The sequence below is a fragment of the Rhizobium sp. N122 genome, from assembly GCF_002211295.1.
GTDB lineage: Bacteria > Pseudomonadota > Alphaproteobacteria > Rhizobiales > Rhizobiaceae > Rhizobium.
Window position 1 is genome coordinate 1 of record NZ_LOKU01000020.1, and the last position, 22,631, is coordinate 22,631.

Consider the following 22,631-nt stretch of genomic DNA (forward strand, 5'->3'; position numbering starts at 1 on the left):
AGATGGTGGAGCTGTCCGGGCTGACCGTGCGCGACGAGAACAGTCCCGAAGGGGATATCGAGCTTTCGGTGACCGGTCTCAGGCCCGGCGAGAAGCTCTATGAAGAACTGCTGATCGGCGACAATCCTGAGACAACCGAACATCCCCGGATCATGAAGGCGCGTGAGGATTTCCTGTCCTGGCCGGAGCTTATGAAAAAGCTCAACGCGCTCAATGCGGCATTGGATCGCAACGATATGATTGCTGCCCGTGCAACATTGGCTGAGCTCGTTTCCGGCTATTCGTCAACGGGCGAGGTCTCGGATCTGGCTTTGGTCGGCGTCGAAACCAATACGGCGGCGTGAACGTGGTTGCAGCGTCCGTAAAATCACCGCGACGAGGCAGGCGAAGATCGGCATAGCCGTGCGATAAACGGGATCCCATGAGGCATCGTGATAAGCCCAAGTTGCGGTCTTTTGACGATTGACATTGAAGGTCCGATAGGATTGAAGCGTCTTTAGGCTCCCAGCTGTTATGAAATTCTTTGCTAAATTTGAGCCTATGGCGGATTCTGAAAGCTGCGATCATGGAAAAAAGATTATTTGACGAGGAAATTAATCTATTCTCTGTTGTAGCCTTTCTGAGACGTGGCATGGCCATCATTATTGTGTGCTGCTCCATCGGAGTTGCACTAGCAGGCACGTTCCTCTGGCGTAGCCAACCTTACTATCAAGCCTCCGCGCAACTAGTGCTCGCAACCACGTCGGCTCCGACACAGCTCGATCCTGATGCCGTCGGTCTTGTGGAGCCTCGTGAGCATGTTACTTTTCGTCTGCGATCTCCATCAGCTTTCGATCAGCAGACCGTCTCCGCCTGCTCTGACGGCGGCCCGGTAACCGCCGAACAGATTTCGCAAAATCTGAGGGTGACGGCACCATCAGTTCCCAATGACGTCATCGCAATTTCCTTTACCGCCCCAACCGCTGAATTGGCGCGGCAGTGCGTCGCCGCCATCGTGCGGGGGGTTCAAGAACAGCAGACGCTGGTTGCGTCCACCAGCTCGGAACATCTGAAATCTCAAATCAGGTCACTGCAGGATCAACTGGCGGAAAATTCGAAGCTCCTGAAGGAGGCGCAGGATTCCGGATGGCAGCAGGCAATATATCTCGCGACACGCGACGATGCGATCGCATTGCGTAAGGACATTGCCGACTTGACGGGTAAACTAGAAATAAGCAAGTCTGCAACTCTGCTTTCCCCAATTTACGCTCCATCAAATGCCGTCTCTCCGACCAAGATAACTATTCTGACTGCAGGTCTCTTTGTCGGGTTCGTTATCGGCGTTCTAATCAACCTCCTTAAAAGCGCATACCTCATGCAACGAAATCGCCGTAGCCGGTCGAACGGCTGATGCGTTAGCGCACCTTGAGCAAGGCCGCACGAAGTACCTGCATGCCCCGCGATACAAGCTTCCTGGAGAAGAAATGTACTGGGCTGGCTTTCAACCCGTGAGTTTCAAGCGCAAGTAGAACTTCTTTGTTTTGCTGCAGGATATTCTTCCAGCTGCGATTTGTGGTGCCGCCCATTCGCATCTTCACCATAATGCCGGGCAGGTATTTCGACTTGATACGGTGGCGTTCTAGAAAGCGCATCATTAATTCTACGTCAGCAGCAATCCTATAACAGAGGTCAAACGATCCAAGGCGCTTGTAGACCTCGCGCCGAACAAAGAAGGTTGGATGAGGCGGGCACCAGCCCTTTTCGAAAGCCCGAGGTACAAAAGGCGAAGAGCGCCAGTCGCGCACGATCGTTGAGGTATCATCTTGCCGAACATAGCAGAGATCCCCGTAACATGCTTCCAAGGCCGGATCCCGGAACGCCTCCGCGACCTTTGCTAGAGCGCCCGGCATGTAAAAGTCGTCGCCATTGATGAAGCCGATAACATCGCCGGTCGCAAGACTTATTCCTTTATTCATGGCATCATAGATGCCGAAGTCCTCTTCGGAAACTAGGCGCGTAATAACCTCGCGGCGTTCGTTGATCCGATCAAGCGTGCGGTCCTTTGAGAGTCCGTCGACGACGATATACTCCATATTTGGATAGTTTTGAGCGCGAACGGATTCGATCGTATCAGCAATCGTGGCTTCGTTGTTGAAGACAACGGTGATGATTGAAATTTTCGGTTCGCGCATTCACACTTACTTTCATAGCTGGTGGGTAGAGGCGTGGTCCCCCGGCCTTCGTCCGTGGTTTGCTACCGGCGTTTGGTGGCAGCCCGTTGAACAAGCGCATGGAAATCAGTGATGAAGCGGTTGACGCGTTCATTAGCGATGGCCTGTGCCTTCGCCGCCCGCTCGAACAGAATATCCGGCGAAGACAGATTTGCCGAAGCAAGTGCGTCTGCAAGCGCCTGCGCGTCATGGCGATCGAAAAATACGGCCACTTCGCCCGCCTGTTCCCTGTTGACGTCCAAATCCGACAAAATCAACGGCACGCCCCACGACAGGGCCTCTTCGACTGTCGTGCTCCATCCTTCGAAGAGAGATGGATTCAGCAAGGCCATACTAGCGGTTGCGAGTGGAGCAAGATCGCCATATGGGATAAGACCGAGAAGAATGAAGTTTGAGGAGAGACCGGAACTGTCGATAGCAGCCTTCACACGCGGAAAATAAGAGGGGTCGCGCGGATCAGACTGGCTGCCACATGCGACGACAGTAACGTCTTGACCGCGGCCACGGAGGATCGTCAATGCCTCCACGACAAGAAGATGGTTCTTGTGCTGCCAGAACTGGTTGGGAAGGAAGACATACCGCTCAGGCAGTCCATATTTGTCGGCAAGAGCACGAGCAGCCGCAGGAACAATCACGACCTTGGGCGGCACCGCAAACCTGACGACGTGTGTGCGCCCCCGGGAGGACGGATAGAAAACTTCGCACGAGACGCGCGAGTCTTCGCTGCTCAACATGATCTCGCGTTTTCCCAGGACCTGAATTCTAAACCCTATATCGCGTTTCCAGTAGCCAAGCTTACTGAAGAGATGGGGGAGGAAGCGGTGCTGGAAATCTGGGATCCAGGCAATAGCGGGGATGCCGAGATTGAAACCAAAAAATTGTGCCACCTCAAATACGACATCTATCTGGTGAGTTCTGAACAGCTTACGCACACGCCAGTCGGCGCCGGTGACAAGACCGGTGAGCAGAGATCTAAAGCTCCTGGATCTGTTAAAGAGCGGGCTACGGACCACCTCAACGCAATTGAGAGCCGCAAATGGAGTTATATCTTCTTCATCGACGTCGGTTCCAAAGAACATAACGGGCGTAAGAGCTTTGCTCTGATCAGCGGACAGCAGCCTAGCGAGATTTATCAGATAGTTATAACCGCCGGTCCAGTCTTTCCCGCCGATCATCGTAAAGGCAATACGGGTCATGATCTCACACCGGATTCCGATCGAAACCACCTGACATAGCCTGAGAGGCCTTCCATCAAATCCTTTTGCCACTCGAACCCGAGGGCTGCGAGCTGCTCGGATTGGGCTATCAGGCTTTGAGGGTCGCCAGCTCGTGCTTTACCCGAAAATTCAATCCTGGCTTCCAAATTGGTATCGACCGCCCATGCTTGGGCGATACCTTCAACGATCGCGCGAACATTGGTGCCGCGGCCGGTGCCGATATTGATAACCTTTGGCGAGGGGCTCGCCTCGGTGTGGATAAGCGACAGCGCGCGCGCGACGTCGGTCACTGCCGTCCAGTCTCTAAGCTCGTTGCCACTGCCACCGAGAAGGAGTCGCTCAGGGTGAACCTCGAGCTGGGAGCAAACGTCCCAGAGCAATTGCTTGCGTAATCCCTCCCCATAAACTGAAAACAGCCGACCGATCACGACCTTTAACTCGTAACTCTCGCAATAGGAGATGCAGAGAGATTCCATTATATGCTTGTGATGACCGTAGGGAGAGAAGGGGTTGGGTTTCGCCGTTTCAGCTATCTGACCTGTGTGCCCTGCCCCGTAAACAGCAGCGCTAGAAACCGCCACTAAGCTGCTTTTAGGGGCCTCCAGTCTCATCCATTCAAGCAGTTCAATGCTCGAACTGACCGTGCGGTGGAAATCTTCGCGAGGATTTGCGATTGCTGCTCCGACCGACGAGCCCCCCGCAAGATGGTACACAATGTCCACCGTCCCAAACTGCTGTTGAATCAACCGAAGATTGGGGATATCGACCTCGCCATTATGCCAAGAGACTAGCCCCCAGCGCTGGGCGTGAAGTGGTGACCAGGTACCGTGCCCAAGGCCGAATACGGAGTTCCCGGCAAGTGCAAGCGACTTTGCCAGATATCTTCCGATAAATCCGTGAGCGCCTGTGATTAATATACGAGCCATTCTTTTTCTTTATTGGGGCCGCGTGGCGACGAACGAATATAGCCGGCCCGGCCGCCGATCGAACTTTGCTGCGATATGCGAGAAGATCGTCCAGACCGACCGAGAATTCAAAAGCGCTGGAACGGCTCTGGCGAAGAACGGCAATCGCATGGCAATCTGCGCCTTCAACTCCGCCGGAGTGTAGGGGGCGAAGTTGATCTCGCTCTCCAGCGGCATAAGGAGCTTTTCCATCTTGAAACCGGCCGAAACAATAGAGTTCTGATACTCCTTCAGAAGAAAGGCGTTTTCTCCTCCATAGAGTTTGTGCAGGGGATGGCGATCGAGAAAGATCGGCAAATCGCGTTCGCTCGATATCACATGTTCGCGAACTGCGATGAAGCGCCCGCCGGGCTTGAGCACTCGAAAGAATTCGCGACACGCGGCCGACAGATCGGAGGTGTGATGCAGAACGGCTCTGGCAAAGACCACATCGAAGGCATTGTCGGAGAATGGGAGCTTTTCGGAAAACTCCTCGGCGATCGAAATGGGAAGATGAACTTCTTTGAAGAGGGCACGAATTGCACCAGCCCCCACGAGGTCGCTCGCGTCGGGCTCCAGGGCCGTTACCTCAAAACCTTCCTTTGCCAGAGCATAGCTGGCAATACCACGACCGGCGCCGATATCGACTGCAGTTCCTGGCGCCTGCGGGAGAAATTCGCGAATGGCACCCCACTCGCCGCTCCGCCAATACCGCTCGGCCGCCTGCAGAATCGGATCGTCGTAATAGGCATCGAGCACCAGCTTTTGCTGGTCAGGCTGTTGCCGAAGCCACTGGACGGCAGCTTCCCACGTGTCCAACTTTGTTGCCGTCATGGTTGACCTTCTGTCTCTTTTTGCGTCCGCTTGAGATTCCGAATTATGCGAGCGGGGTTACCGGCGACGACGGTGTAAGGGGGGACATCGCGCGTGACAACAGCATGGGCTCCAATAACTGCCCCGTCGCCGACTGTCACCCCCTTCAGGATACTCACGCCAAAACCAATCCACACCTTGTCCTGAATAAACACCGGCTTGATGGAAACCCCCGTCCAATCCTTCTTTCCCAAGCCCCAATCGGTCACATCGTTCTTGCGCAATTCCCAGTCGAGAGAATGAGAATCATGATCGACGATTGTCACTCCCCATGAGATGATGACATCGTTTCCAATCGTAATTCCGGAATGGCATACCAGGTGACTGGCACCAATATAGCAGCGATCACCAATGCTGATGCTGCCGCGGGGATCATCGAAGCTGATATTGCAATTGATGATACAGTTCTCGCCGACCTTCACATTGCCTCCGCGAATGGATCGCAACGCCAGCCAACGGACATTGCTACCACTCCCGACGAGAAATTTGCTCCGCTTGCGGGCCAACCATCCCGCCGCCATGTTTGCGATCGTGGTCAGGCTAAGCTTCATGCGCTTGCAGCCAGCCGTTGGAAGTTAAGCCATTGGGCACGCTTGTTGTACACGGTTCGTACAGTACGGGTTCCCTCGTTGGCTAACGCATGGAGGCGCTCCGGTTCGCGAAGCAGATTCACAATTGTCCGCGCCGCGGATTCCGCATCTTCATATGTTACCATGCTGATATTATTGACCATACCCTCGGGATAAACACCGGAGTCCGAGACCATCAGCGCACCGCATCCTAGCGCCTCCCAGCACCGCATATTTCCCCTGTCCGTTCCCGCCATATCCACGGCGCCGTTTAGAACAATTTTCGCCTGCGAAATCGCTTCATAAAGCTCGCGTCCGAAAAGAGGGGTACGGGACACTGCGCGAATATTCTTCGGACGTCTGTGCTTCCCAAGCGGCAGAAGCCAGCCAATCGGGCTCTCAGCAAGCCTAGTCAATCGCGACCGATCAAGGTGGTAACAAACTTTAAAATCCCTTCGAATAGCCGACACGGCTTGCAGTATCTCTGCACGCCGACGATGGTGACGGCTATAGCCTCCGACAAAAAGCACATCGATTGGCCGGTCTCGATTTTCGGCATAGCTATCCATTGCCGGATCATGGGCTGGTGCAAAATATTCCGCGCGCCAGCCAAGCTTCCGATAACCTTCCAATATGGTAGGAAAGTTGCAGACGATCAAATCGTAGGCGCCGAAGTCGGTATTGCCGGAAGGCGCCGCTCGCCACATGATTGACTTCCGCACGCAGCCAGGAAGTTTGCGGACGAAATCGTTCCCGTATCGCATCGGATCCGAATTATAAAATATCTCGCTGCGGTGATGTTCGATCTGGCTCAGCAAGATCTGCTCCATGTCGGAGGTGGCGGGCAAACCGTTTTCTACCGCCCAGTATCGTTGAAGTATCTCGTCATCGCCGTTCGTAAAGAAGGTGTCTGGAGAGGCCTCCATCACCGGGTTCAGTATGTGGCAAGCGCCATAGCGATCATCCAGAAAATGAGACAATCTGTCTGAAAAACTTCTCGCATCAACTGCGAGTATATCAAGCCGCCGCATATAAGCAGCATATACCCCGGAATTTTGAAAAACGCGCATATTGGATTCTATACCCGTCCGAGCTGGACAAGATGCTCTTGTCCACCGTCGTTCTTATCTGACACCCACCTCAGCGAGCTGGACAGCGCCAGCACGAATGGAACAATCAAAAACAAACCGCCAGTCATCATCGCAGTTTGAAGTGCGGTCGAAAGCATCACGAATATTCCATAGTGGCCGAGAGCCAGCCCCGCAATCGTTGCGACGGTCTTCCCTCGTTTCACTATTAGCTGGATATCTAGCAAGCGGATAAAAAAACCGGCGAATAGCGAAAATAGAAACACACCCACCCAAGAGAAGTCGGCCCAGGCATCAGCGATAAACATCGCTGTCGAGGTGGAACCTTCCATGCCGCGATGGACGGCGCCGACCAGTACATAGGTTGGTTGACTGGGTTGACCGGTCAGAGAGCCTACCAGCCAACTGAACTTACTACCCCAACCATAGGGGAGAACACTTGGAATTGCGGCATAATACTCAAGCAAACTTTCGTTTGCGATCATGAATATCCGATAAAATAGAAAATCGAGCGCGTCGCCGACACCATGCAATTCACGAATGGCAACAAGCACCATCGCACCAAACAAAAGAACACAAAGGGAAATAAATTTAATCGCCATCCCCAATGGCAGATCCAAAGATTTGCGAAGATGTTCCACGACTATCAACTGCAGTACAAATATCGCCAATGGCGCCTTGCTCAAAGTCGAGGCCTTGGCCACCATGACGGCAACGATAAAAGCCCACGCGATCGCTGGCAGTTTCATTGACCGCTGTCTTAAAGCTATAAAACAGCAAAAAGCAGAGAAGGGAAATAGGTTGGAGACGAGGAGATTGAAAAGATAAAAGCGGCTTCCACCCGACTCGCGCCGCATCGCAATCTTCGCGACTTCGCTTGCATCGGAAATGAAGTAGACAATAATTTGGGGGATTTTGTTTTCAACAATAATAAAGGCGAGAATGATAAAGAAGCCGATGGTCGAGATTATTTTGAGTCGTTGAGCGACACCGCTGGCTATCCGGACAGGCTGAGTGCGCCAGGAATGCAGTGCCGCCTGGATCTGTTGATGGTTAACGCCGAACGCGAAATCCGCTCCTGCTATACCGATAGTGATGCAAACAAATGAAAGGGCAAGAGAGAGATCCAGTGCGCCTATAGCATCGTAGTAGGGAGCGGAAGACATGATTGTCTCAAAAAACTTAGTCTGGATACCCCATATTCGAGTGTAATAGAGATACATGGGCCCATGAAGCGCCAGCATCAGACCTAAAAAAACTGACGAAAGCGTCAGATTGATCCCCACCCTCCAGACGTAGAACGCCACCGACCATGTAACAGCCATGGCAAAGACGAGGCTAGTCGACATCTGCTGCCTCTGCGGCTGCGTTACGTGTCGGCAGGAGTGTCCGTGTCATGTTACGCAGGCGCAAAAGCGCTTTATGAAGCCACATGCCGTTCGGATAATTGCTGTGCGGTACTGGCGGGGCCTCGATATACGATTGGAGCTCTTCCGGCTTCAATCCCAGTTTTTTGGCCACGAACTTTGTTTCCCTGCGGGCATCCTGAACGGAGATGATGGGCTTTGAAATTTCGCGCAGCGCCTCCTCCCGTGTCATTTGTCCGGCAACAATCAAACTTGAAAGGTGAAGCCGTCTTTTGTCAAAGTTAAATTTTCTCGGAAGATAGATATCCTGGTAGAATTTTGTGAATCTGGATTCACTGTGTTTGCCACCGTAGTCACGCCACCCATATTCGCGCTGAAGCTCAGTGCGCGCCTCTTCCTTATTGTAGTCGATGTAGTTGAGCGGACGGTGAATGGTGAGTTGCCGGCGGACGCGGGTAAGCCAAATATACTCAAGAGGGCTCATGAAGGGATAGGTCGTGAGCTTCAAGGAGCCGAAGCGTTTTTGAATCGCGCTCGCATGTGTTCCGTCAATCGACGGATAGCCAAAGCCGCGGGGTATCACCGATTCTGACGCGAAGTTTACGCCGCTGAGGAAGTGACGAATGCCGAATTTAGCTGCTGTCCTATAGAGGGTGGAAAAGAATGCATGATCTTGCGGGATGTCCTGATTGAGGACAGAAGCCTTCATAAACGCAATCTGCAGATCGCGCATCTCCTGCCACTCGATTACATACGTGTGAAGGTCGAGATCGAGTTTTCGGACAAGAATTTCAATATTGTGGACGGCGGGCTCGGAATTCCAACCGCCGTCAACATGGACCGCCAGAAGACGAAGACCATGCTTTCGGGCGGCGAGATGCGCAAGAAACGCGCTGTCGATTCCACCGCTAAGCCCGACCATCGCATCGTATGGCTTACCTGCGCCTTCTTCCTTCAATGTGGCGATCAATCGCCGCATTCGAACATCGCCTTCCGGGCCAGTCCACCACTCGTGCGGCTTGCGATTCAGCGCATCCCGACAGCAGTTACATTGGCCGTTTGCGTCAAACACGATCGACGGGTTGGAATTGTCCATGGCGCAAAATGAGCAAACTCGCGAGGCGTTATCCATGAGCACCTTGCTCCGTCTCCTCCAAAATTTCTGGTGCAGGGTAGCTTATAAGGACTGCCCTTAGCCGGCCGATAAAGGTGAAGGCGCTCCCCGAGGCCGCGGCGGAAGCGCCGGCATGAAGGCCTTCCTCCATGTGGGCGACGTTTCCCGCGCCACCCAAGGCAACGACCGGAATGCTCAGCTTTCGGCTAATCGACTGGATCAACTCAAGATCATACCCGTTGCGCGTGCCGTCGAGAGTTTTCGACTGAAGAATTATTTCGCCAACACCGGCATCCTGCAGCCTCAGGCAGAATTCTATCGGCTCTTGCCTCGCACCGCTTGAAGCGTAGCAGCTCGCCGCCGCACCGCGACCCTCAACGTCGACACAGGCAACCAGAGCCTGGCTGCCCATATCGGCAGCGATCGCTCCCACCAGTTGCGAATTGCGCGCGCCTTGACCGAGTACAAACTTCTCGACGCCGGAGCGGTTAAGTTCCTCGCACTGCCTAAGCTCGGTGATGCCGCCGCCATATGCCAAAGGCATGAAACATTCGGTTGCGAGTTCGCGAACGAAGCCGAGGTCAGGACCTCGCCCCGTACGCGTGGCGTCGATATCGAGAATGCAGATCTCGTCGACTTCCTTTTCGTTGAACAGGCGCACAACATTGAAGGGATCGCCGACGTAGGTGCGCTCACCAAACTCTATCGTTTTCACCAGCCGACGCTTCTGATCGACCAGCAGGACGGGTATAAGCCTTTTTCTCATCAAAGCTTTCCGAATGCTTCAAGAACCCGCATCCCGAAGCGGTGGCTTTTTTCAGGATGAAATTGCACGCCGCTGACATTGTTCGAACTCATTGCGCAACATAGCTCCTCGCCGTAGTCGATGACGGCGGTAACGTCATTCGGATCATCGCAATCGACAAAATAGCTGTGGTCGAAATAAAAGCGCTCCCTCCGGTTGGACCTGTCGAACAGAGCGCTTTCTCGGCACGGCCTTATCTCAAGCCAGCCGATATGAGGAACTTTAAGGGATGATGTTGCCGGCAGCCTGATGCGCTTCACATCCGCATTTATCCAGCCGAGTCCCGGTTCCGAGCCTTCCTCGCTGGATCGCGCCAACAGCTGCATACCGAGACATATGCCGAGAACAGGAACCCTCCGATCGCGCACAGCGTGATTCAGTGGATCGACTAATTTTCTGTTTCTCAACGTGGCCATTGCTTTGTCAAACGCACCGACCCCTGGAAGAATGAGCTTCGCAGCACTTTCGATCTCTTTGGGATCACCGCTTGGCCGAGCATCGATCCCCAGATACTCCGCCATATTGGTAATTGCGCCGATATTCCCGACGCCATAGTCTACCACAGTGATCACTCAAAACCCTCTCTTGCGTTTCACAAGATGGTTACTCCATCCAATCAGGCGTCTCTCGGACAAAGCCGTTCTAACGGACCCATAGATACGGGACAAGATAATGCTCCCGGTTTTCGTCGTCATCGCCACGGCTGCGATCGCGGCGGAGACAACGCAGACAGAACAGACATACGCGAAAGCGAGGGACAACCAGCCATTGATCCAGGTGAAATTCAGGCCTAAAGATCCGACAACTATGCAGATGCCAACCAAGATAGGAGCAACTGTACAGGCGAACATTTGCTCCGCGCTGAAAGTGCGAAAGAAGCAATTGCGAGTCACCAAAAGCGCGAGAGGCACTCTTACAAGGCTCGCAGCAAGCAAGCCTGCTCCGGCAGCGTATGGACCGTAAAACCAAATGGAAACAAAAGAAAAAACAACCGTCATCACCGAATAGGCAAGCGATGTATATGCAGCCGGTGCGTTTCTGCCCATTCCCATGGCGTAATACTGGAATACATTCGACCCGCACCCGACGATGCCGCCGAGAATGAGTATCTGGAGCAGATGCGTGCCGCCTGCAGCGGTTTCTTCGCCGACCCAAACCGTCAACAGCGGCCTGGAGAGAACCGCGATTGGCGAGAGTACGATGGCTCCGAAAGCCGAATTGCCCCACGAGGCGAGCATGAAGAAATCATGCCGCTCCTCTTCGCGGCTGTTCGACATGTTGCCAAATCGAGGAAACAGGACTTCGCAGATACGTATGACCGCGATGTAAGCGGCCTCCTGGAGGCGATTGCACACGTTATATTGGCCGACAACGGCAGACGGCGCGAGCGAAGCCAGAACGTAGCGGTCAATCTGGTTGCCAAAGATTCCGGCAAGCTGAGAAAGGCTTTGCCATTTTCCAAAATGAAGCAATGATTTCAGTTCGTCGGTAGACGACGAGATCAATCTGCCGCTCTCCCGGAATTCCGAGGATGTAACCCATATCCATCCTGCAGTCGAGAATACAAGACTTCCAGCAAATCCGAGCAAATAGCCATTCAGCACTGGAAATGACCACGTGCATCCCAAGGTCACGATGATGGTTGCGAATGAACTCCACGCTGATGCTTTGGCCACCAATTGAAAATTTTGCTTTCCCACGCAAATACCTTGCAGGACAAACGAGAACTGCTGCGCCACGGTGCCGGTTGCGACAATGAGGAAGGAGACGGTGAGATTCTGTGATGGAAGAGACGCACCGGCGATGCCGGCCATGATCCATGGACCGGCAAGCACGATCCCCAGCCAAGCCACCGCCGAAGCGATCAGGCAGATTTTCAATCCGACGATAGCAATACGGGCGGCGGCATGCTCCTCGCCACGTCCAATCCGCGCGGAAATTTCCCTGACAACGGCCTGCCCGAGCACCGTGCCGATCAGCGTCACGGGAGCTGCGATAGCGATCACTATGCCTGCGCTTCCCAATGCCTGCAGTCCAATCCAGCGCACGACGAAGGGCACCGTGGCAAGATTAGCAATCAGCGTAAAAAGGAAACCCGCAAAATTCCAGCCTGAGTTTCCAAGAAGATTGCTGCGCCTTCCATGGCTCTCCGGGCGTTCGTCACTCACTCGGCGAAGCCCCTGATCATATCTGCGACGTACAAGAGTTGAGCTTCTGTCATTTCAGGAAAAATCGGAATTGAAAGAATCTTGGATTGATTTCCAAACGCGTTGGGAAAATCTTCCGGCCGATGCCCAAGGCGTTCGTAAGCCGGCAGGAACGGCAGCGATATCGGATAGTTGACCACGGTTTGGATGCCGGCATGATTGAGGTGGGTTGCCAGGGCATCGCGCCGCTCGTGCTTGATCACAAACAGGTGATAGACGTGATTTCGCCCGGCTGCCGTTTCAGGTAGTTCCAGCCCACCAATATCTTCGAGGGCGCGCACATAGCGTCTCGCCCATTCCTGCCGCTTCGCGGTCCATTCCGGCAGACGCGGCAGCTTCACCGACAGGATCGCGGCCTGCAGTCCGTCGAGGCGGCTATTTATGCCCTCGATCTGGTGGTCGCCCTTTGAAAGCCCGCCATGCCGCGCAAACATTGCCATCCGATCGGCAAGTGATTTGTCCTTGCAGGTAATGGCGCCTGCGTCGCCCATCGCACCAAGGTTCTTTCCCGGGTAGAAAGAATAGGAAGCGACATCCCCGAAACTTCCGACGACCTGCCCATCAATCTCAGCCAGGTGGGATTGGGCACAATCCTCTATGACCCAGAGACCGTGCTTCCGGGCGATAGCCATGATCGCAGTCATATCGGCCGGTTGGCCATAGAGATGAACCGGGATGATGCCAACCGTTCTAGGCGTGATCTTCGCTTCGATTTGAACAGGATCGATGGTGTATGTCGAAGCGTCGGTGTCGCAGAAGACAACATTGCCGCCGGCCTGTGAAATGGTCTCGGTAGTTGAAATCCACGAATGCGCAGTCGTAATAACTTCATCCCCGGGTTTGACGCCTAGCGCGCGCATGGCGATGAAGAGCGAATCCGTTCCATTCGCACATGAGATGCAATAAGGGGCGCCGACGGCGGCGGCAAATTCGTCCTCGAACTTCTGAACGAATGGCCCCCTGATAAACGAGGACGAGCGGATGACTGAAGCAATTGCAGCATCGATCTCCTCCTTTAGCGAGAGATATTGGAGATGAAGATCAGCGAAAGGAACTTTCATGAAACCTGCTCTCGGTAAATTGCGATGATTTCCGTGTGTGCGCCGGCGCCGCCATATGCGCCAACCAAAAATAACATTCAGCCAAGCATCGGCTCAACGCTGAAACAACCCTTCGCGAAAGGCGGAGGCCAACACTCCTTCCCACGGGAGTTGACGGCGAGAATCTGCAAAGCCTGGGGCATGTACCGACGTTGTCCACCAACGACGATCTTCTTGGGACAAACCTAAACCTCATTCCTTGCCGAACGAGGTAAAGGCCGGGCGGGGTTGCCGGCATAGGTACCAGAAATGGTGATATCCCGGGTTACAACCGCGCCTGCGCCGATGACGACATCGTCGCATATCCGAACTGCCAGGACCGTAGCGTTTGAGCCGATCGAAACTCGGTTGCCGATCCGGGTCTCCTTCCAGAGCGCGCGATTCCCCCGCGCAGGCCCACCTCCCGAAAAAAGGTCGTTCACAAAAACAACCCCATGTCCGATGAAACAATCCTCACCAATCTCCACAAGTTCGCATATGAAACTGTGTGACTGTATCTTTGTGCGGGGCCCGATCTTCACGCCCTTCTGGATTTCGACGAACGGACCGACGAAACAATCATCCGCAAGTTCGCATTCATAGACATTGGCGGGCTCAACTATTTTTACCCGAGCGCCGCAAACGACGTCTCTGACCTGCGCCTTCCAGAGCGTGGGGGAGTCGTCGGTCACTGCGAAGATCGTCCCAGTTTCGAATGTTTCACTTCCAAAGGCAATTTCACTTCCTGATTGGACGCGATTGATTCGTAAAGTGCGGAGATCAGCTCGAGACTCTGACGTCCCTCATGACCATCCACGATGGCTTTTGTATCGTTCACTAGGCAATCGACGACATGTTCGTAATAAGCCTGATGACCAAAACCATAAACGTTCGGAGGATTAACAGAGTACCTCTCCATAACTTGCTCATCGCCTAAGTCATGGTCGCCGAACTGCCAGGTGCGGATCTTGTTCACCGCAAAGCCCGCAATCTCAACAGAGCCCCCAGCACCAAGTATCGAAATCGATCCTTCAATGTCCTTGGGTCGCGTTGCTGCGGTGGCTTCTATAATGCCGAGAGCACCGTTGCGGAACTTCAGTGTGGCTACGGCAGTGTCTTCCGCCTCGATATCCACCAACGCTGTCGCCGCGCGCGCGTGCACACTTTCGACATCACCCATGAACCAAGTTAACATGTCGATATGATGACTTGCCTGATTGGCAAGGACACCGCCGTCATATTGCCAGGTACCGCGCCAGTTATCCTGATCATAGTAACTCTGATCGCGGCACCATCGTACCCTAACCGTCCCGAGCACGAGCTTTCCGAAGCGGCCCGCATCAAGAGCTTCGCGCGCTTTCAGGACCGGGACGTTAAACCGGTTTTGTTTGACGACAAAAAGGCGAATGTTGTTGTCATCACACGCCTTGATCATCGCTTCAGCGTCGGTCAAAGTCAGCGCCATTGGCTTTTCAACCACGATGTGCCGTTTGTATTTTGCAGCAGTTATGACGTGCTCTGCATGCATGCCACTTGGCGTCAATATCGATACGACATCGGCGTCCGTGTTCTGGAGCATTTCGTCGATGGACTGATAGTGAGGAACGCCGAATCTTTCTCCGAACTCCTTTGCCCTTTCTTCCACTACGTCACAAACTGCGACTAGCGACGCCCCGGTTATCTGTGACAAGCCCAACAGTTCGGAATGTCTTTTAGCAATGCGTCCGCATCCAACAATAGCGAATTTTATCAAGAGCTTCTCCCCGCGCGACAGTATCCGCCGCCCAAAATAATTTGGCGATTCACATTGACATCCCCTGAGCTAGCCGGACACCCTTCCGCGATCAAGCGTCGTTCAACGGTCGAACCCACCATACCGGTATGGCCAGCAATGATTTTTTCTGGAAGACTTCTCATATTTGCTTGTGCACCCGTGGCATGACCGGAGGCACCCGGTTTTATCGGCGACCGCACATTGCCATGTGGGACTCGCGCGGACAGGAATGATTAGGCCTCATTGGGTGTTCTCGCCAAAAAAGTCAATCTTCATCACTGGCAGCAAACCCACGTACTCTTAGTTTTCCAAACTCACGCGGCCACGCTGACACGGGGTGGAATTGAAAGCGCTAGTTTACATGGGATGATATTTTTGCGGCTCTCCTTTGATGGACTCTCGAAAGTCGCGACCGTGCGATGAGGTGAGCCGCCCCAATCGAAATGACGAAAAAATATAATGGAAGCAATGGTACTGAGTAGCGTGGGTTTCCGAGAGGAAACGCATACGCGACAGCAAAGGCTGGCGCCAACGAACAAAGAAGCAATATTGTTACCTCCTTCGCTTGTACCGTCAAAAATGCAGCAGCCAGCAAAGCCAACAAAAGCCAAAGGTCGGGCGGCAGAACACCTATATTTATTGGGTCACGAAGCGCCACCCCGAAGGTCGAAATGTACGGATTGAATGCTGCATGGATCTTAGCGTTTGATAGAACCGCGAACGGAAAAACTGCCGCGTCCGAGGCTGCTTGCGGTCCAAAAAAACGGTCGAATGCAGACCGATAGTCCTCCGATGATGCCCAGCTTTGCCAACGATAATAGCCGTAAAGATGATCGAGAAAATTCCTGGGAGAGTATCCCGGAAAGACTTCATGCGTTTGCGGAACTACCGCCGACGGCAAGATCGCTCCGATTGAGGCCATGGCATATAAGAACCGGTTCAATTGAACACTCGCCCCATCCGAGCGTAGCGCACTGGCGAGTTCCTCTGCCTTTTCGTTGATCTCGCTATTGGAGCGTCCTTCAGCTCTCCACTTTTCAGCGATTAATAGCGCGTCGGACATTGTGATACCGCTATGCGTCAAAGTATCCGGAAACCCTGCCACGTTAAGGAGCGTATTCACTGTCGACGAGGGGTGCGGATTAGCCTGCGACGCCGATATTAGAAGGTTGATACCGCCAGCTGGCAGAAAAAATTGTCCGTCCTGCAGATATCTGTATGTGGGAAACGCTAGGGCCGAGCCGGCCGACACAGCGAAAAGGACAACCATCCATCTAGAAATAAGAAATGCCCGGGAAATAAGTGCGTAGAATAACATTAACGCGACTATAGCTCCCCAGTAACTTCTAAACTGGGTCACGCACGCGATCACTATAAGTGCCCCAACAACACAACTACTGACAGACCGATTCCCCCGCGCTATCCTTAAACAACACGAAAAGCCAATCATAACGAAAGATGAAGTGCACGATTCGGTCAGAACTGAATTATGAAATGCCTGATACGCTGGCAGCAGTAACAGCAATAGGACAAAAATCATGTGCACGGGCGATGGCCAAAGGCGATAAACCGTCCGAAATGCGAAAATGAGCGCCCCTGCAGCCACCATGTGCTGGAATATTGCGAGCGCCGGCCATTGCCAGGAGACCGGCAACTCGCTGAGCAAGAGCCAGGCTACCGGCACGCCAGGCCCGAGATGGCTAAATATCCATTGACCTGTTGTTTGGTAAAACAGCTGCAGTCCGCTAGGCGAAGACATGGCAGTGGCCAATGATATATAGTCGCGTGAATCGATCCAATACGTCGCACCGAAGACTACTAAGGCATAGACATGGATACAAATAATGAGAGGGTAAGTGAACAACTCAACTCGCGACAATCGATCCACCTTGATTATTAGGCCGCTTGTCATTCGGTTCTGCGAGAACATTCATGCCTCCACCTTCTGGAATTGCCTTACAGACCAATTCCAGGCTCTGCGGCAGCAACTTCTTCAACTCGATCGACGAACTGTGATGCTCAAAATTTGATCGAATTTCTCTGGTTTTCCGAATACACGTAGGGAGCCAACTCAAGCATGATTTTGGGACGAAATGTTGAGATCATATTCGTCGCGCCAAGAAGCACATCCAGTTCAAGCACATCCAGTTTATTCCTATCGACTACCCACGGTAGACACAATGTCGACCGCGGATCTGCAAGGGCTTGGTGCATCAGGTTGGTCTTTAACGACCACTATCGGGGCTAGTCTGCCCTGCCATCCGTCCGCCCGTTCACAAAAGGCAGCACCTGATGGACGAGGCGATCGAATTTCAACCATAACGGAGGAACTTTCAACTCCCACACCTCATTTGTGATTGGGTCGGCATGCCCAGCAGCGATGATCATCTTATCGCCCACGACATAAGTCGATTGTTCATGCCTTGGTCGCCAGCTGTCAGATAAAGGCAATCGCGTCCAATCAATGCCGTTGTCCGTGAACCAAATTCCGCCGACGTTCAGCGTGCTTTTACTCCAGCCACCAATGACCCACATACGATCTCGATACTCTGCCGCCGAGAACCAGATCCGCCCGCTCCACGGCGCATCGGAAACTTTTTTCCAATGGAGACCATCTTCAGAATTCCAGACATCGTTCAAGGCGATGTAGTCTGGGTGATACGACCCGCCTCCAAGAACCCATAGTTTTCCGTGATAAGCGACCGCTGCGTGATATGCTCGCGGCTGCCATGCCGCGTGCTCTGTCACCTTGGTCCAATTGATACCATCGCTGGAGTTCCACACGTCGTTCTTAAGGGTCTGCTTGCCATCAACCCACTCGAGGCCTCCAAGAATCCACAGCTTGCCATTTAGCGTGACAATTGGCGTGGCTGTTCTTGGGCTCCATGAAGCCGCTGCTTGCACGTTGCTCCAGTGGATTCCATCATCGGAGTTCCACACTGAATTCGTGGCGGGGTGCTCCGGATCCGAGAGTGTGGTGCCGCCGAGTACCCACATTCGGTCCTTGAAAACGATCGTCATCGGTAGGTCGGTATAATAGAAAGGTAGCTCCGACTGGACTAGATCCCACTTGACGCCATCGGCCGAATTCCAGACATCCCGAAGCAACTCTGTCGGCTTTGTTTTCCAGCCCCCCAAGAGCCAAAGCTTGTTGTGATACACGAATTCTCCAGCCGAATCGCGCGGCGGCCAATCGGCAACGGCGACCCGCTTCAAGCTGGGTTTGGGGAGCCCCGGTGCCCCGCTATAAACCCACCCGAGAACAAGACAAAAAACGACCGGTGGAAGTATGCAGAAAAATAAAAGCCTTTTGACTCTTGAATTCATCATTTCATCCCGGATCACTTAATGGGGAGCAGGCACTTATGACCGCACAAGCATCGCTGTGTTGAGAGCGACCTGGTCAGACCGGTACCACTTCATGGCAGGATGAAGGTCGAGGCTCGAGGGCCAATATTCTATCGCCGCAGCAAATGCAAATCATGACATCCTGAGCGGCGACGGAAGACGAAAGTTGGGCTGAAAGCTTGCTCCGAACGCTCTCCGCCAGCTCCTGCACCCGGCTAGACGGGATGCGGCCGATCAGCATCGGGGCGGTGCATCGCGCTCGACCGGCGGGCGACATTCCTGCCCTTACGCGGCATCGAGCCGCCTCGCGAACTGAATATCCACTTTGCGAATAATCCCGCACGCAATCGGCTTGCGGTGCAGAAGCGTTAACGCATTGGATGCTTAGTTTGGTCGTGGAAATCCAAACGCCCAACTGGCTGCCTGTGCCCGGAACTTACGTCGGCGGCACAGCTGATCGGTCTGTCGAGAGGCCCGAATGCAATCGAATGACTCGATTGTATCTTTTCAAACAATGATCCCAAGGCCGATGGGGACCGTCATGGCAGGCTGGTCAGAGGACACCATGGCTTACACAAACGTCGAGCAGAGCGCGAAAACATGAAAGCAGATCCGATCCCGTCGACGAGCAGGCTCGCGAAGGTTCGGGCATTCATGTCCATACCTCTGGACAAGCCGGAATTGCTCAAGGCGCAATACCGGGCCTTTTCCTATCAGCTGCCGCTCATGTATGTGATCCTGCTGACCAATACATGGGTGCTGGCGGCGACCCATATGTCGGTCGCGCCAGCCTGGTTGGCCGTCTATATCCCGATCATGCTGACATTGGTCTGCGCGGTTCGCCTTATGGCCTGGTCGCGCTCCCTGCGCGTTACACCGACCCATGAGGTCGCCGCGCGGGCGCTCTCGCGCACCAATCGCCTCGCCAGTATTATTGCCGTCGCCTTCACCGGCTGGGCTCTGCTGTTGTTTCCTTACGGCGACGCCTATGCCAAGAGCCACGTGGCCTTCTATATGGCGATTACCGTTATCGGCGTCATTTTCTGCCTGATGCATCTGCGCCCGGCAGCCTTTACCGTCGCTGCCATCGTCAACGGCGTGTTCTTCATCTTTTTCGCCCTGTCGGGCAATGCCGTCTTCATTGCCATCGCCATCAATACCGGTCTTGTTTCCGGCACTATGCTGATCACCCTTCTCATTCAGTACCGGGATTTCACCCGGCTGATCGAGGCGAAGATAGAGACCGAGGCGCTCAGCAACGAGAACTTTCGCCTCGCCAATCTTGACAGCCTCACCGAGCTTCCCAATCGCCGCGCGTTCTTCTCCCATCTCGGGGAAGCATTCAGCCAAGCAGAGCCCAGTGGGCAAAGCCTTGCAGTCGGCATCATCGATCTCGATGGCTTCAAGCCGGTCAACGACCTCTATGGCCACGGCATCGGCGACAAACTGCTCTACGAGGTTGGCCAGCGTCTGGCCGGGCTCTGCGCTCAGAATATCCATCTCGCGAGACTTGGCGGCGATGAATTCGCACTGATCATTTCAAGACCTTCGAGTGAGCCCGAACTGCTCGCCCTCGGAGAACGCCTGTGCACCGCGCTGCGGGTGCCATTCATTTTTGCCGAAGCCGCCGTCCAGATTTCGTGCTCCATCGGCTTTGCGGTATATCCCGATAACGCCGGGAGCGCGGCCGATCTTTTCGAGCGTGCCGATTACGCGCTCTATCACGGCAAGCGGACCATGCGCGGCAAAGCCGTTCTCTTCTCGTCGGACCACGATGCGGAAATCCGCCGTGATGCGCGGATCGAACAGGTCCTGCAGATGGCTGATCTGCAGGAGGAACTGAGCGTCGTGTTTCAACCGATCGTCGATGTGCGGTTGGACGAAACGATCGGCTTCGAGGCGCTGGCGCGCTGGACGAGCCCCGTTCTCGGCAGCGTCTCGCCGGTTCAGTTCATTCCTGTCGCCGAAAGGGCGGGCTTCATCAATCGCCTGACGCGACCGCTTCTCGAAAAAGCCCTCACTGTCGCGGCCAATTGGCCGGCCGGTATTCGTCTTTCCTTCAATTTGTCGGCGCAGGACCTGACCTCGCCGGAAGGCTTGCTGCATATCATCAGCATTATCCACGCAAGCCGTTTCGATCCCAAACGTCTCGATCTCGAGATTACCGAGACAGCCTTCGCTGCCGATTTCGGCCAAATTCAAAGCGCGATCACCACCTTGAAGGCGCTCGGCTGCGGCATATCGCTTGACGATTTCGGGATCGGCTATTCGAGCCTTTCGCGGCTTCATGCCCTGCCGCTCACCAAGATCAAGATCGACCGCACTTTCGTGACCGACCTGCATCGGAAGCCGGCCAGCTACAAGATCGTCAAATCGCTGCTGGCGCTCGGTCGCGACATGGGTCTCGACTGCGTCATCGAGGGTGTCGAAACGCAGGAAGAGGTGACAGCCCTCAGAGAGCTCGGCGGTTTCCTGATCCAGGGATATTTCTATTCGCGGCCGATGCGTGAGGCCGACATATCAGCGTTTCTGAATTTACGGTCCAGCCTGCCGTTTCAAAATCGCGCTCGCCTTCACTAACCCACCGCGCGTAAGATACCGCTTACGCGTCCACCTTGCCGCGCAGCTCGTCCGCAATCGTCGTCATCCTGTCTGCTGCCGCGTGGCCGATCAGCATGAAGGCGTGCGTTCCGTTCAACCAGTAGACGACGTTCATGCCCTTGCGGCTTTCGATGTCCGGCGCTTTGGGGCCTCCATCGGAACGGACGATGCACAGTGCCATCGGGCCGGTTTCGGGGTCGAGATAGGCGATCTGAGCAAGCGGTTTGCCGTCATATTGCAGGAGCAGAGCGCGTTTGAAATCGATGCCCGGAAGGGCGACGGCTTCGGGGGAAAGCGACAGGCCGAGCTTTTCGTCGAGGCTTGCGAGTTGAGCAGCCTGGACGTCTCTTTCCGGCGCAGGGCCGGCCAGCGTCTCCGGCGTATAGAGCGAGATATAGTCGGCGACCACGGCGCGCCATTCGCTGTTTTCATCCTTCGCAGAAAAGCCTTTGCCGATGCCGAGGACGGCGCGGTCGATAGCGATGCCGGCGATGAGCGAGGCGGCGAGCGCGCCAAGAAGACGGCGGCGGCTGACGAGGGCCGGTGCGGAGCCGGATCTCGGGACCTCACCCACCGGGATGGCGGCGAGCATTGCTTCCAGTTTTTCGCGAGGGGCCTGCGACAGCAGCGGAGCGAAGGCCTGCTCGAAGGGCAGGCTGGCGCGCGACAGGAATTCCAGCCGTTCGGCGACGCTCTCGTCTTCATTCACCATGGTCTCGATGCGCGCGGCCTCATCGGCCGTCAGCTCGCCGTCGATGAAGGCGGTCAGTTCCTCGTCGGAGGGAATGATTTGCTTGGTGTTCATTGCCGTCCCCCTTCCCGCTCGTCACTGGCGAGCTTGGCGCGGGCAGCCGCCAGCCGGCTCATCACGGTTCCGATCGGAATATCCAATATGCCTGCAACCTCGCGATAGGAAAGTCCTTCGACATAGGCGAGGAAAACCACCGTTCTCTGCGCTTCGGGCAGCGCATTCACCCGTTTGAGCACCTGACCCGCCATCACATGGGTCTCGGTGTCGTGGACGCCGTCGAAGGTCAGCACCTCGCCGGCATCGACGAAACCCTGGCCCTCACGCACCCGGCGGGAACGGATCTCGTTCAGCCAGATCGAATGCAGGATCGAAAACAGCCAGCGGTCGAGCCGGGTGCCGGCGACGAACTGATCGGCACGCTCCAGCGCCCGAAGGCAGGTCGCCTGCACCAGATCGTCGGCGACATCGCGCTGATGCGAGAGAACGAGACCATAACGCCAGAGCCTTGCCAGATTTTCCGTCAGGCCGCTCCTGATATCCGCTGCGCTCGCGATGGCCGCCTCCGCCGATTCTCTATCCCATGGAACCGCCGGGTGAACCGGCGATTCCGTCCTGGCGGGACTATAGGCAGGAAATGTGGTGCGCGCGACCGACATTCGGTATCCCTTTCGTGGCTGCGTCCCC

At 54.7% G+C, this 22,631-nt stretch carries 21 protein-coding genes; 3 read left to right on the forward strand and 18 right to left on the reverse strand.

Annotation, left to right across the window (positions count from 1 at the left end; all coding sequences use genetic code 11):
• On the forward strand, nt 1–344 hold a 344-nt coding region (locus tag ATY75_RS15650; protein WP_190241366.1), incomplete at its 5' end, for a polysaccharide biosynthesis protein.
• A 221-nt stretch (nt 345–565) separates the two neighbouring features.
• A complete protein-coding gene (locus tag ATY75_RS15655; protein ID WP_245317584.1) occupies nt 566–1,390 on the forward strand; it encodes a Wzz/FepE/Etk N-terminal domain-containing protein in 825 nt (274 codons plus the stop codon).
• A 4-nt stretch (nt 1,391–1,394) separates the two neighbouring features.
• On the opposite strand, the gene ATY75_RS15660 is transcribed toward ATY75_RS15655, so the two are convergent.
• From ATY75_RS15660 to ATY75_RS15735, 16 genes are all read right to left on the reverse strand, one after another.
• On the reverse strand, nt 1,395–2,171 hold the full coding sequence (locus ATY75_RS15660) for a glycosyltransferase family 2 protein (RefSeq protein ID WP_064836835.1): 777 nt from the start codon (nt 2,169–2,171) through the stop codon (nt 1,395–1,397).
• Nucleotides 2,172–2,233: 62 nt separating this feature from the next.
• Nucleotides 2,234–3,406 carry a glycosyltransferase gene (locus ATY75_RS15665; RefSeq protein WP_088938273.1) on the reverse strand — a complete coding sequence of 391 codons (1,173 nt, stop codon included), beginning with the start codon at nt 3,404–3,406 and terminating at the stop codon, nt 2,234–2,236.
• On the reverse strand, nt 3,403–4,353 hold the full coding sequence (locus ATY75_RS15670) for an SDR family oxidoreductase (protein WP_049735885.1): 951 nt from the start codon (nt 4,351–4,353) through the stop codon (nt 3,403–3,405). Before ATY75_RS15670 ends, ATY75_RS15665 begins: the two co-directional genes overlap by 4 nt.
• A 9-nt stretch (nt 4,354–4,362) precedes the next feature.
• Nucleotides 4,363–5,205, reverse strand: coding sequence for a class I SAM-dependent methyltransferase (locus ATY75_RS15675; protein WP_088938274.1), 843 nt, complete (start codon nt 5,203–5,205; stop codon nt 4,363–4,365).
• Nucleotides 5,202–5,795 carry an acyltransferase gene (locus ATY75_RS15680; protein ID WP_088938275.1) on the reverse strand — a complete coding sequence of 198 codons (594 nt, stop codon included), beginning with the start codon at nt 5,793–5,795 and terminating at the stop codon, nt 5,202–5,204. Before ATY75_RS15680 ends, ATY75_RS15675 begins: the two co-directional genes overlap by 4 nt.
• Nucleotides 5,792–6,883, reverse strand: coding sequence for a glycosyltransferase (locus ATY75_RS15685; RefSeq protein ID WP_088938276.1), 1,092 nt, complete (start codon nt 6,881–6,883; stop codon nt 5,792–5,794). Before ATY75_RS15685 ends, ATY75_RS15680 begins: the two co-directional genes overlap by 4 nt.
• A gap of 8 nt (nt 6,884–6,891) precedes the next feature.
• On the reverse strand, nt 6,892–8,250 hold the full coding sequence (locus ATY75_RS15690) for an oligosaccharide repeat unit polymerase (RefSeq protein WP_088938277.1): 1,359 nt from the start codon (nt 8,248–8,250) through the stop codon (nt 6,892–6,894).
• The gene (locus tag ATY75_RS15695; protein ID WP_085741848.1) at nt 8,240–9,400 is read right to left on the reverse strand and encodes an N-acetyl sugar amidotransferase; all 1,161 of its coding nucleotides are present in this window, start codon (nt 9,398–9,400) and stop codon (nt 8,240–8,242) included. Before ATY75_RS15695 ends, ATY75_RS15690 begins: the two co-directional genes overlap by 11 nt.
• Nucleotides 9,393–10,148 carry a HisA/HisF-related TIM barrel protein gene (locus ATY75_RS15700; protein ID WP_225881681.1) on the reverse strand — a complete coding sequence of 252 codons (756 nt, stop codon included), beginning with the start codon at nt 10,146–10,148 and terminating at the stop codon, nt 9,393–9,395. The genes ATY75_RS15695 and ATY75_RS15700 overlap by 8 nt, the downstream gene beginning before the upstream one ends.
• The gene (hisH, locus tag ATY75_RS15705) at nt 10,148–10,759 is read right to left on the reverse strand and encodes an imidazole glycerol phosphate synthase subunit HisH (RefSeq protein ID WP_039618027.1); all 612 of its coding nucleotides are present in this window, start codon (nt 10,757–10,759) and stop codon (nt 10,148–10,150) included. Before hisH ends, ATY75_RS15700 begins: the two co-directional genes overlap by 1 nt.
• Complete coding sequence (locus ATY75_RS15710; RefSeq protein ID WP_088938278.1) at nt 10,760–12,355, reverse strand: oligosaccharide flippase family protein; 1,596 nt, start codon at nt 12,353–12,355, stop codon at nt 10,760–10,762.
• Nucleotides 12,352–13,455: a DegT/DnrJ/EryC1/StrS family aminotransferase gene (locus ATY75_RS15715; protein WP_088938279.1), complete on the reverse strand. Its 1,104-nt coding sequence runs from the start codon at nt 13,453–13,455 to the stop codon at nt 12,352–12,354. Before ATY75_RS15715 ends, ATY75_RS15710 begins: the two co-directional genes overlap by 4 nt.
• A 224-nt stretch (nt 13,456–13,679) precedes the next feature.
• Nucleotides 13,680–14,165 carry an acyltransferase gene (locus tag ATY75_RS15720; protein ID WP_088938280.1) on the reverse strand — a complete coding sequence of 162 codons (486 nt, stop codon included), beginning with the start codon at nt 14,163–14,165 and terminating at the stop codon, nt 13,680–13,682.
• Complete coding sequence (locus ATY75_RS15725) at nt 14,162–15,226, reverse strand: Gfo/Idh/MocA family oxidoreductase (RefSeq protein WP_088938281.1); 1,065 nt, start codon at nt 15,224–15,226, stop codon at nt 14,162–14,164. The genes ATY75_RS15720 and ATY75_RS15725 overlap by 4 nt, the downstream gene beginning before the upstream one ends.
• A 373-nt stretch (nt 15,227–15,599) precedes the next feature.
• Nucleotides 15,600–16,310 (reverse strand): hypothetical protein, encoded by a 711-nt coding sequence (locus tag ATY75_RS33955; protein WP_143535311.1) that lies wholly within the window; start codon nt 16,308–16,310, stop codon nt 15,600–15,602.
• Between the two features lie 1,181 nt (nt 16,311–17,491).
• Nucleotides 17,492–18,409: a galactose oxidase gene (locus ATY75_RS15735; protein WP_088938283.1), complete on the reverse strand. Its 918-nt coding sequence runs from the start codon at nt 18,407–18,409 to the stop codon at nt 17,492–17,494.
• Between the two features lie 840 nt (nt 18,410–19,249).
• Here ATY75_RS15735 and ATY75_RS15740 point away from each other — a divergent pair.
• A complete protein-coding gene (locus tag ATY75_RS15740; RefSeq protein ID WP_088938325.1) occupies nt 19,250–21,175 on the forward strand; it encodes an EAL domain-containing protein in 1,926 nt (641 codons plus the stop codon).
• A gap of 22 nt (nt 21,176–21,197) precedes the next feature.
• On the opposite strand, the gene ATY75_RS15745 is transcribed toward ATY75_RS15740, so the two are convergent.
• Both ATY75_RS15745 and ATY75_RS15750 read right to left on the reverse strand, forming a co-directional pair.
• Nucleotides 21,198–22,001, reverse strand: a complete 804-nt coding sequence (locus tag ATY75_RS15745) for a Fis family transcriptional regulator (protein WP_088938284.1) — start codon at nt 21,999–22,001, stop codon at nt 21,198–21,200.
• Nucleotides 21,998–22,603, reverse strand: coding sequence for an RNA polymerase sigma factor (locus ATY75_RS15750; RefSeq protein WP_088938285.1), 606 nt, complete (start codon nt 22,601–22,603; stop codon nt 21,998–22,000). The genes ATY75_RS15745 and ATY75_RS15750 overlap by 4 nt, the downstream gene beginning before the upstream one ends.
• Nucleotides 22,604–22,631: the final 28 nt, after the last annotated feature.

What these genes read in the sequence shown, in the direction of transcription:
- ATY75_RS15700 (WP_225881681.1), bottom strand. Translation starts at nt 10,148, where the DNA reads ATGAGAAAAAGGCTTATACCCGTCCTGCTGGTCGATCAGAAGCGTCGG.
- ATY75_RS15655 (WP_245317584.1), top strand. Translation starts at nt 566, where the DNA reads ATGGAAAAAAGATTATTTGACGAGGAAATTAATCTATTCTCTGTTGTA.
- ATY75_RS15745 (WP_088938284.1), bottom strand. Translation starts at nt 22,001, where the DNA reads ATGAACACCAAGCAAATCATTCCCTCCGACGAGGAACTGACCGCCTTC.
- ATY75_RS15670 (WP_049735885.1), bottom strand. Translation starts at nt 4,353, where the DNA reads ATGGCTCGTATATTAATCACAGGCGCTCACGGATTTATCGGAAGATAT.
- ATY75_RS15660 (WP_064836835.1), bottom strand. Translation starts at nt 2,171, where the DNA reads ATGCGCGAACCGAAAATTTCAATCATCACCGTTGTCTTCAACAACGAA.
- ATY75_RS15665 (WP_088938273.1), bottom strand. Translation starts at nt 3,406, where the DNA reads ATGACCCGTATTGCCTTTACGATGATCGGCGGGAAAGACTGGACCGGC.
- ATY75_RS15690 (WP_088938277.1), bottom strand. Translation starts at nt 8,250, where the DNA reads ATGTCGACTAGCCTCGTCTTTGCCATGGCTGTTACATGGTCGGTGGCG.
- ATY75_RS33955 (WP_143535311.1), bottom strand. Translation starts at nt 16,310, where the DNA reads ATGTCCGACGCGCTATTAATCGCTGAAAAGTGGAGAGCTGAAGGACGC.
- ATY75_RS15715 (WP_088938279.1), bottom strand. Translation starts at nt 13,455, where the DNA reads ATGAAAGTTCCTTTCGCTGATCTTCATCTCCAATATCTCTCGCTAAAG.
- ATY75_RS15750 (WP_088938285.1), bottom strand. Translation starts at nt 22,603, where the DNA reads ATGTCGGTCGCGCGCACCACATTTCCTGCCTATAGTCCCGCCAGGACG.
- ATY75_RS15740 (WP_088938325.1), top strand. Translation starts at nt 19,250, where the DNA reads ATGTCCATACCTCTGGACAAGCCGGAATTGCTCAAGGCGCAATACCGG.
- ATY75_RS15680 (WP_088938275.1), bottom strand. Translation starts at nt 5,795, where the DNA reads ATGAAGCTTAGCCTGACCACGATCGCAAACATGGCGGCGGGATGGTTG.
- ATY75_RS15685 (WP_088938276.1), bottom strand. Translation starts at nt 6,883, where the DNA reads ATGCGCGTTTTTCAAAATTCCGGGGTATATGCTGCTTATATGCGGCGG.
- ATY75_RS15695 (WP_085741848.1), bottom strand. Translation starts at nt 9,400, where the DNA reads ATGGATAACGCCTCGCGAGTTTGCTCATTTTGCGCCATGGACAATTCC.
- ATY75_RS15675 (WP_088938274.1), bottom strand. Translation starts at nt 5,205, where the DNA reads ATGACGGCAACAAAGTTGGACACGTGGGAAGCTGCCGTCCAGTGGCTT.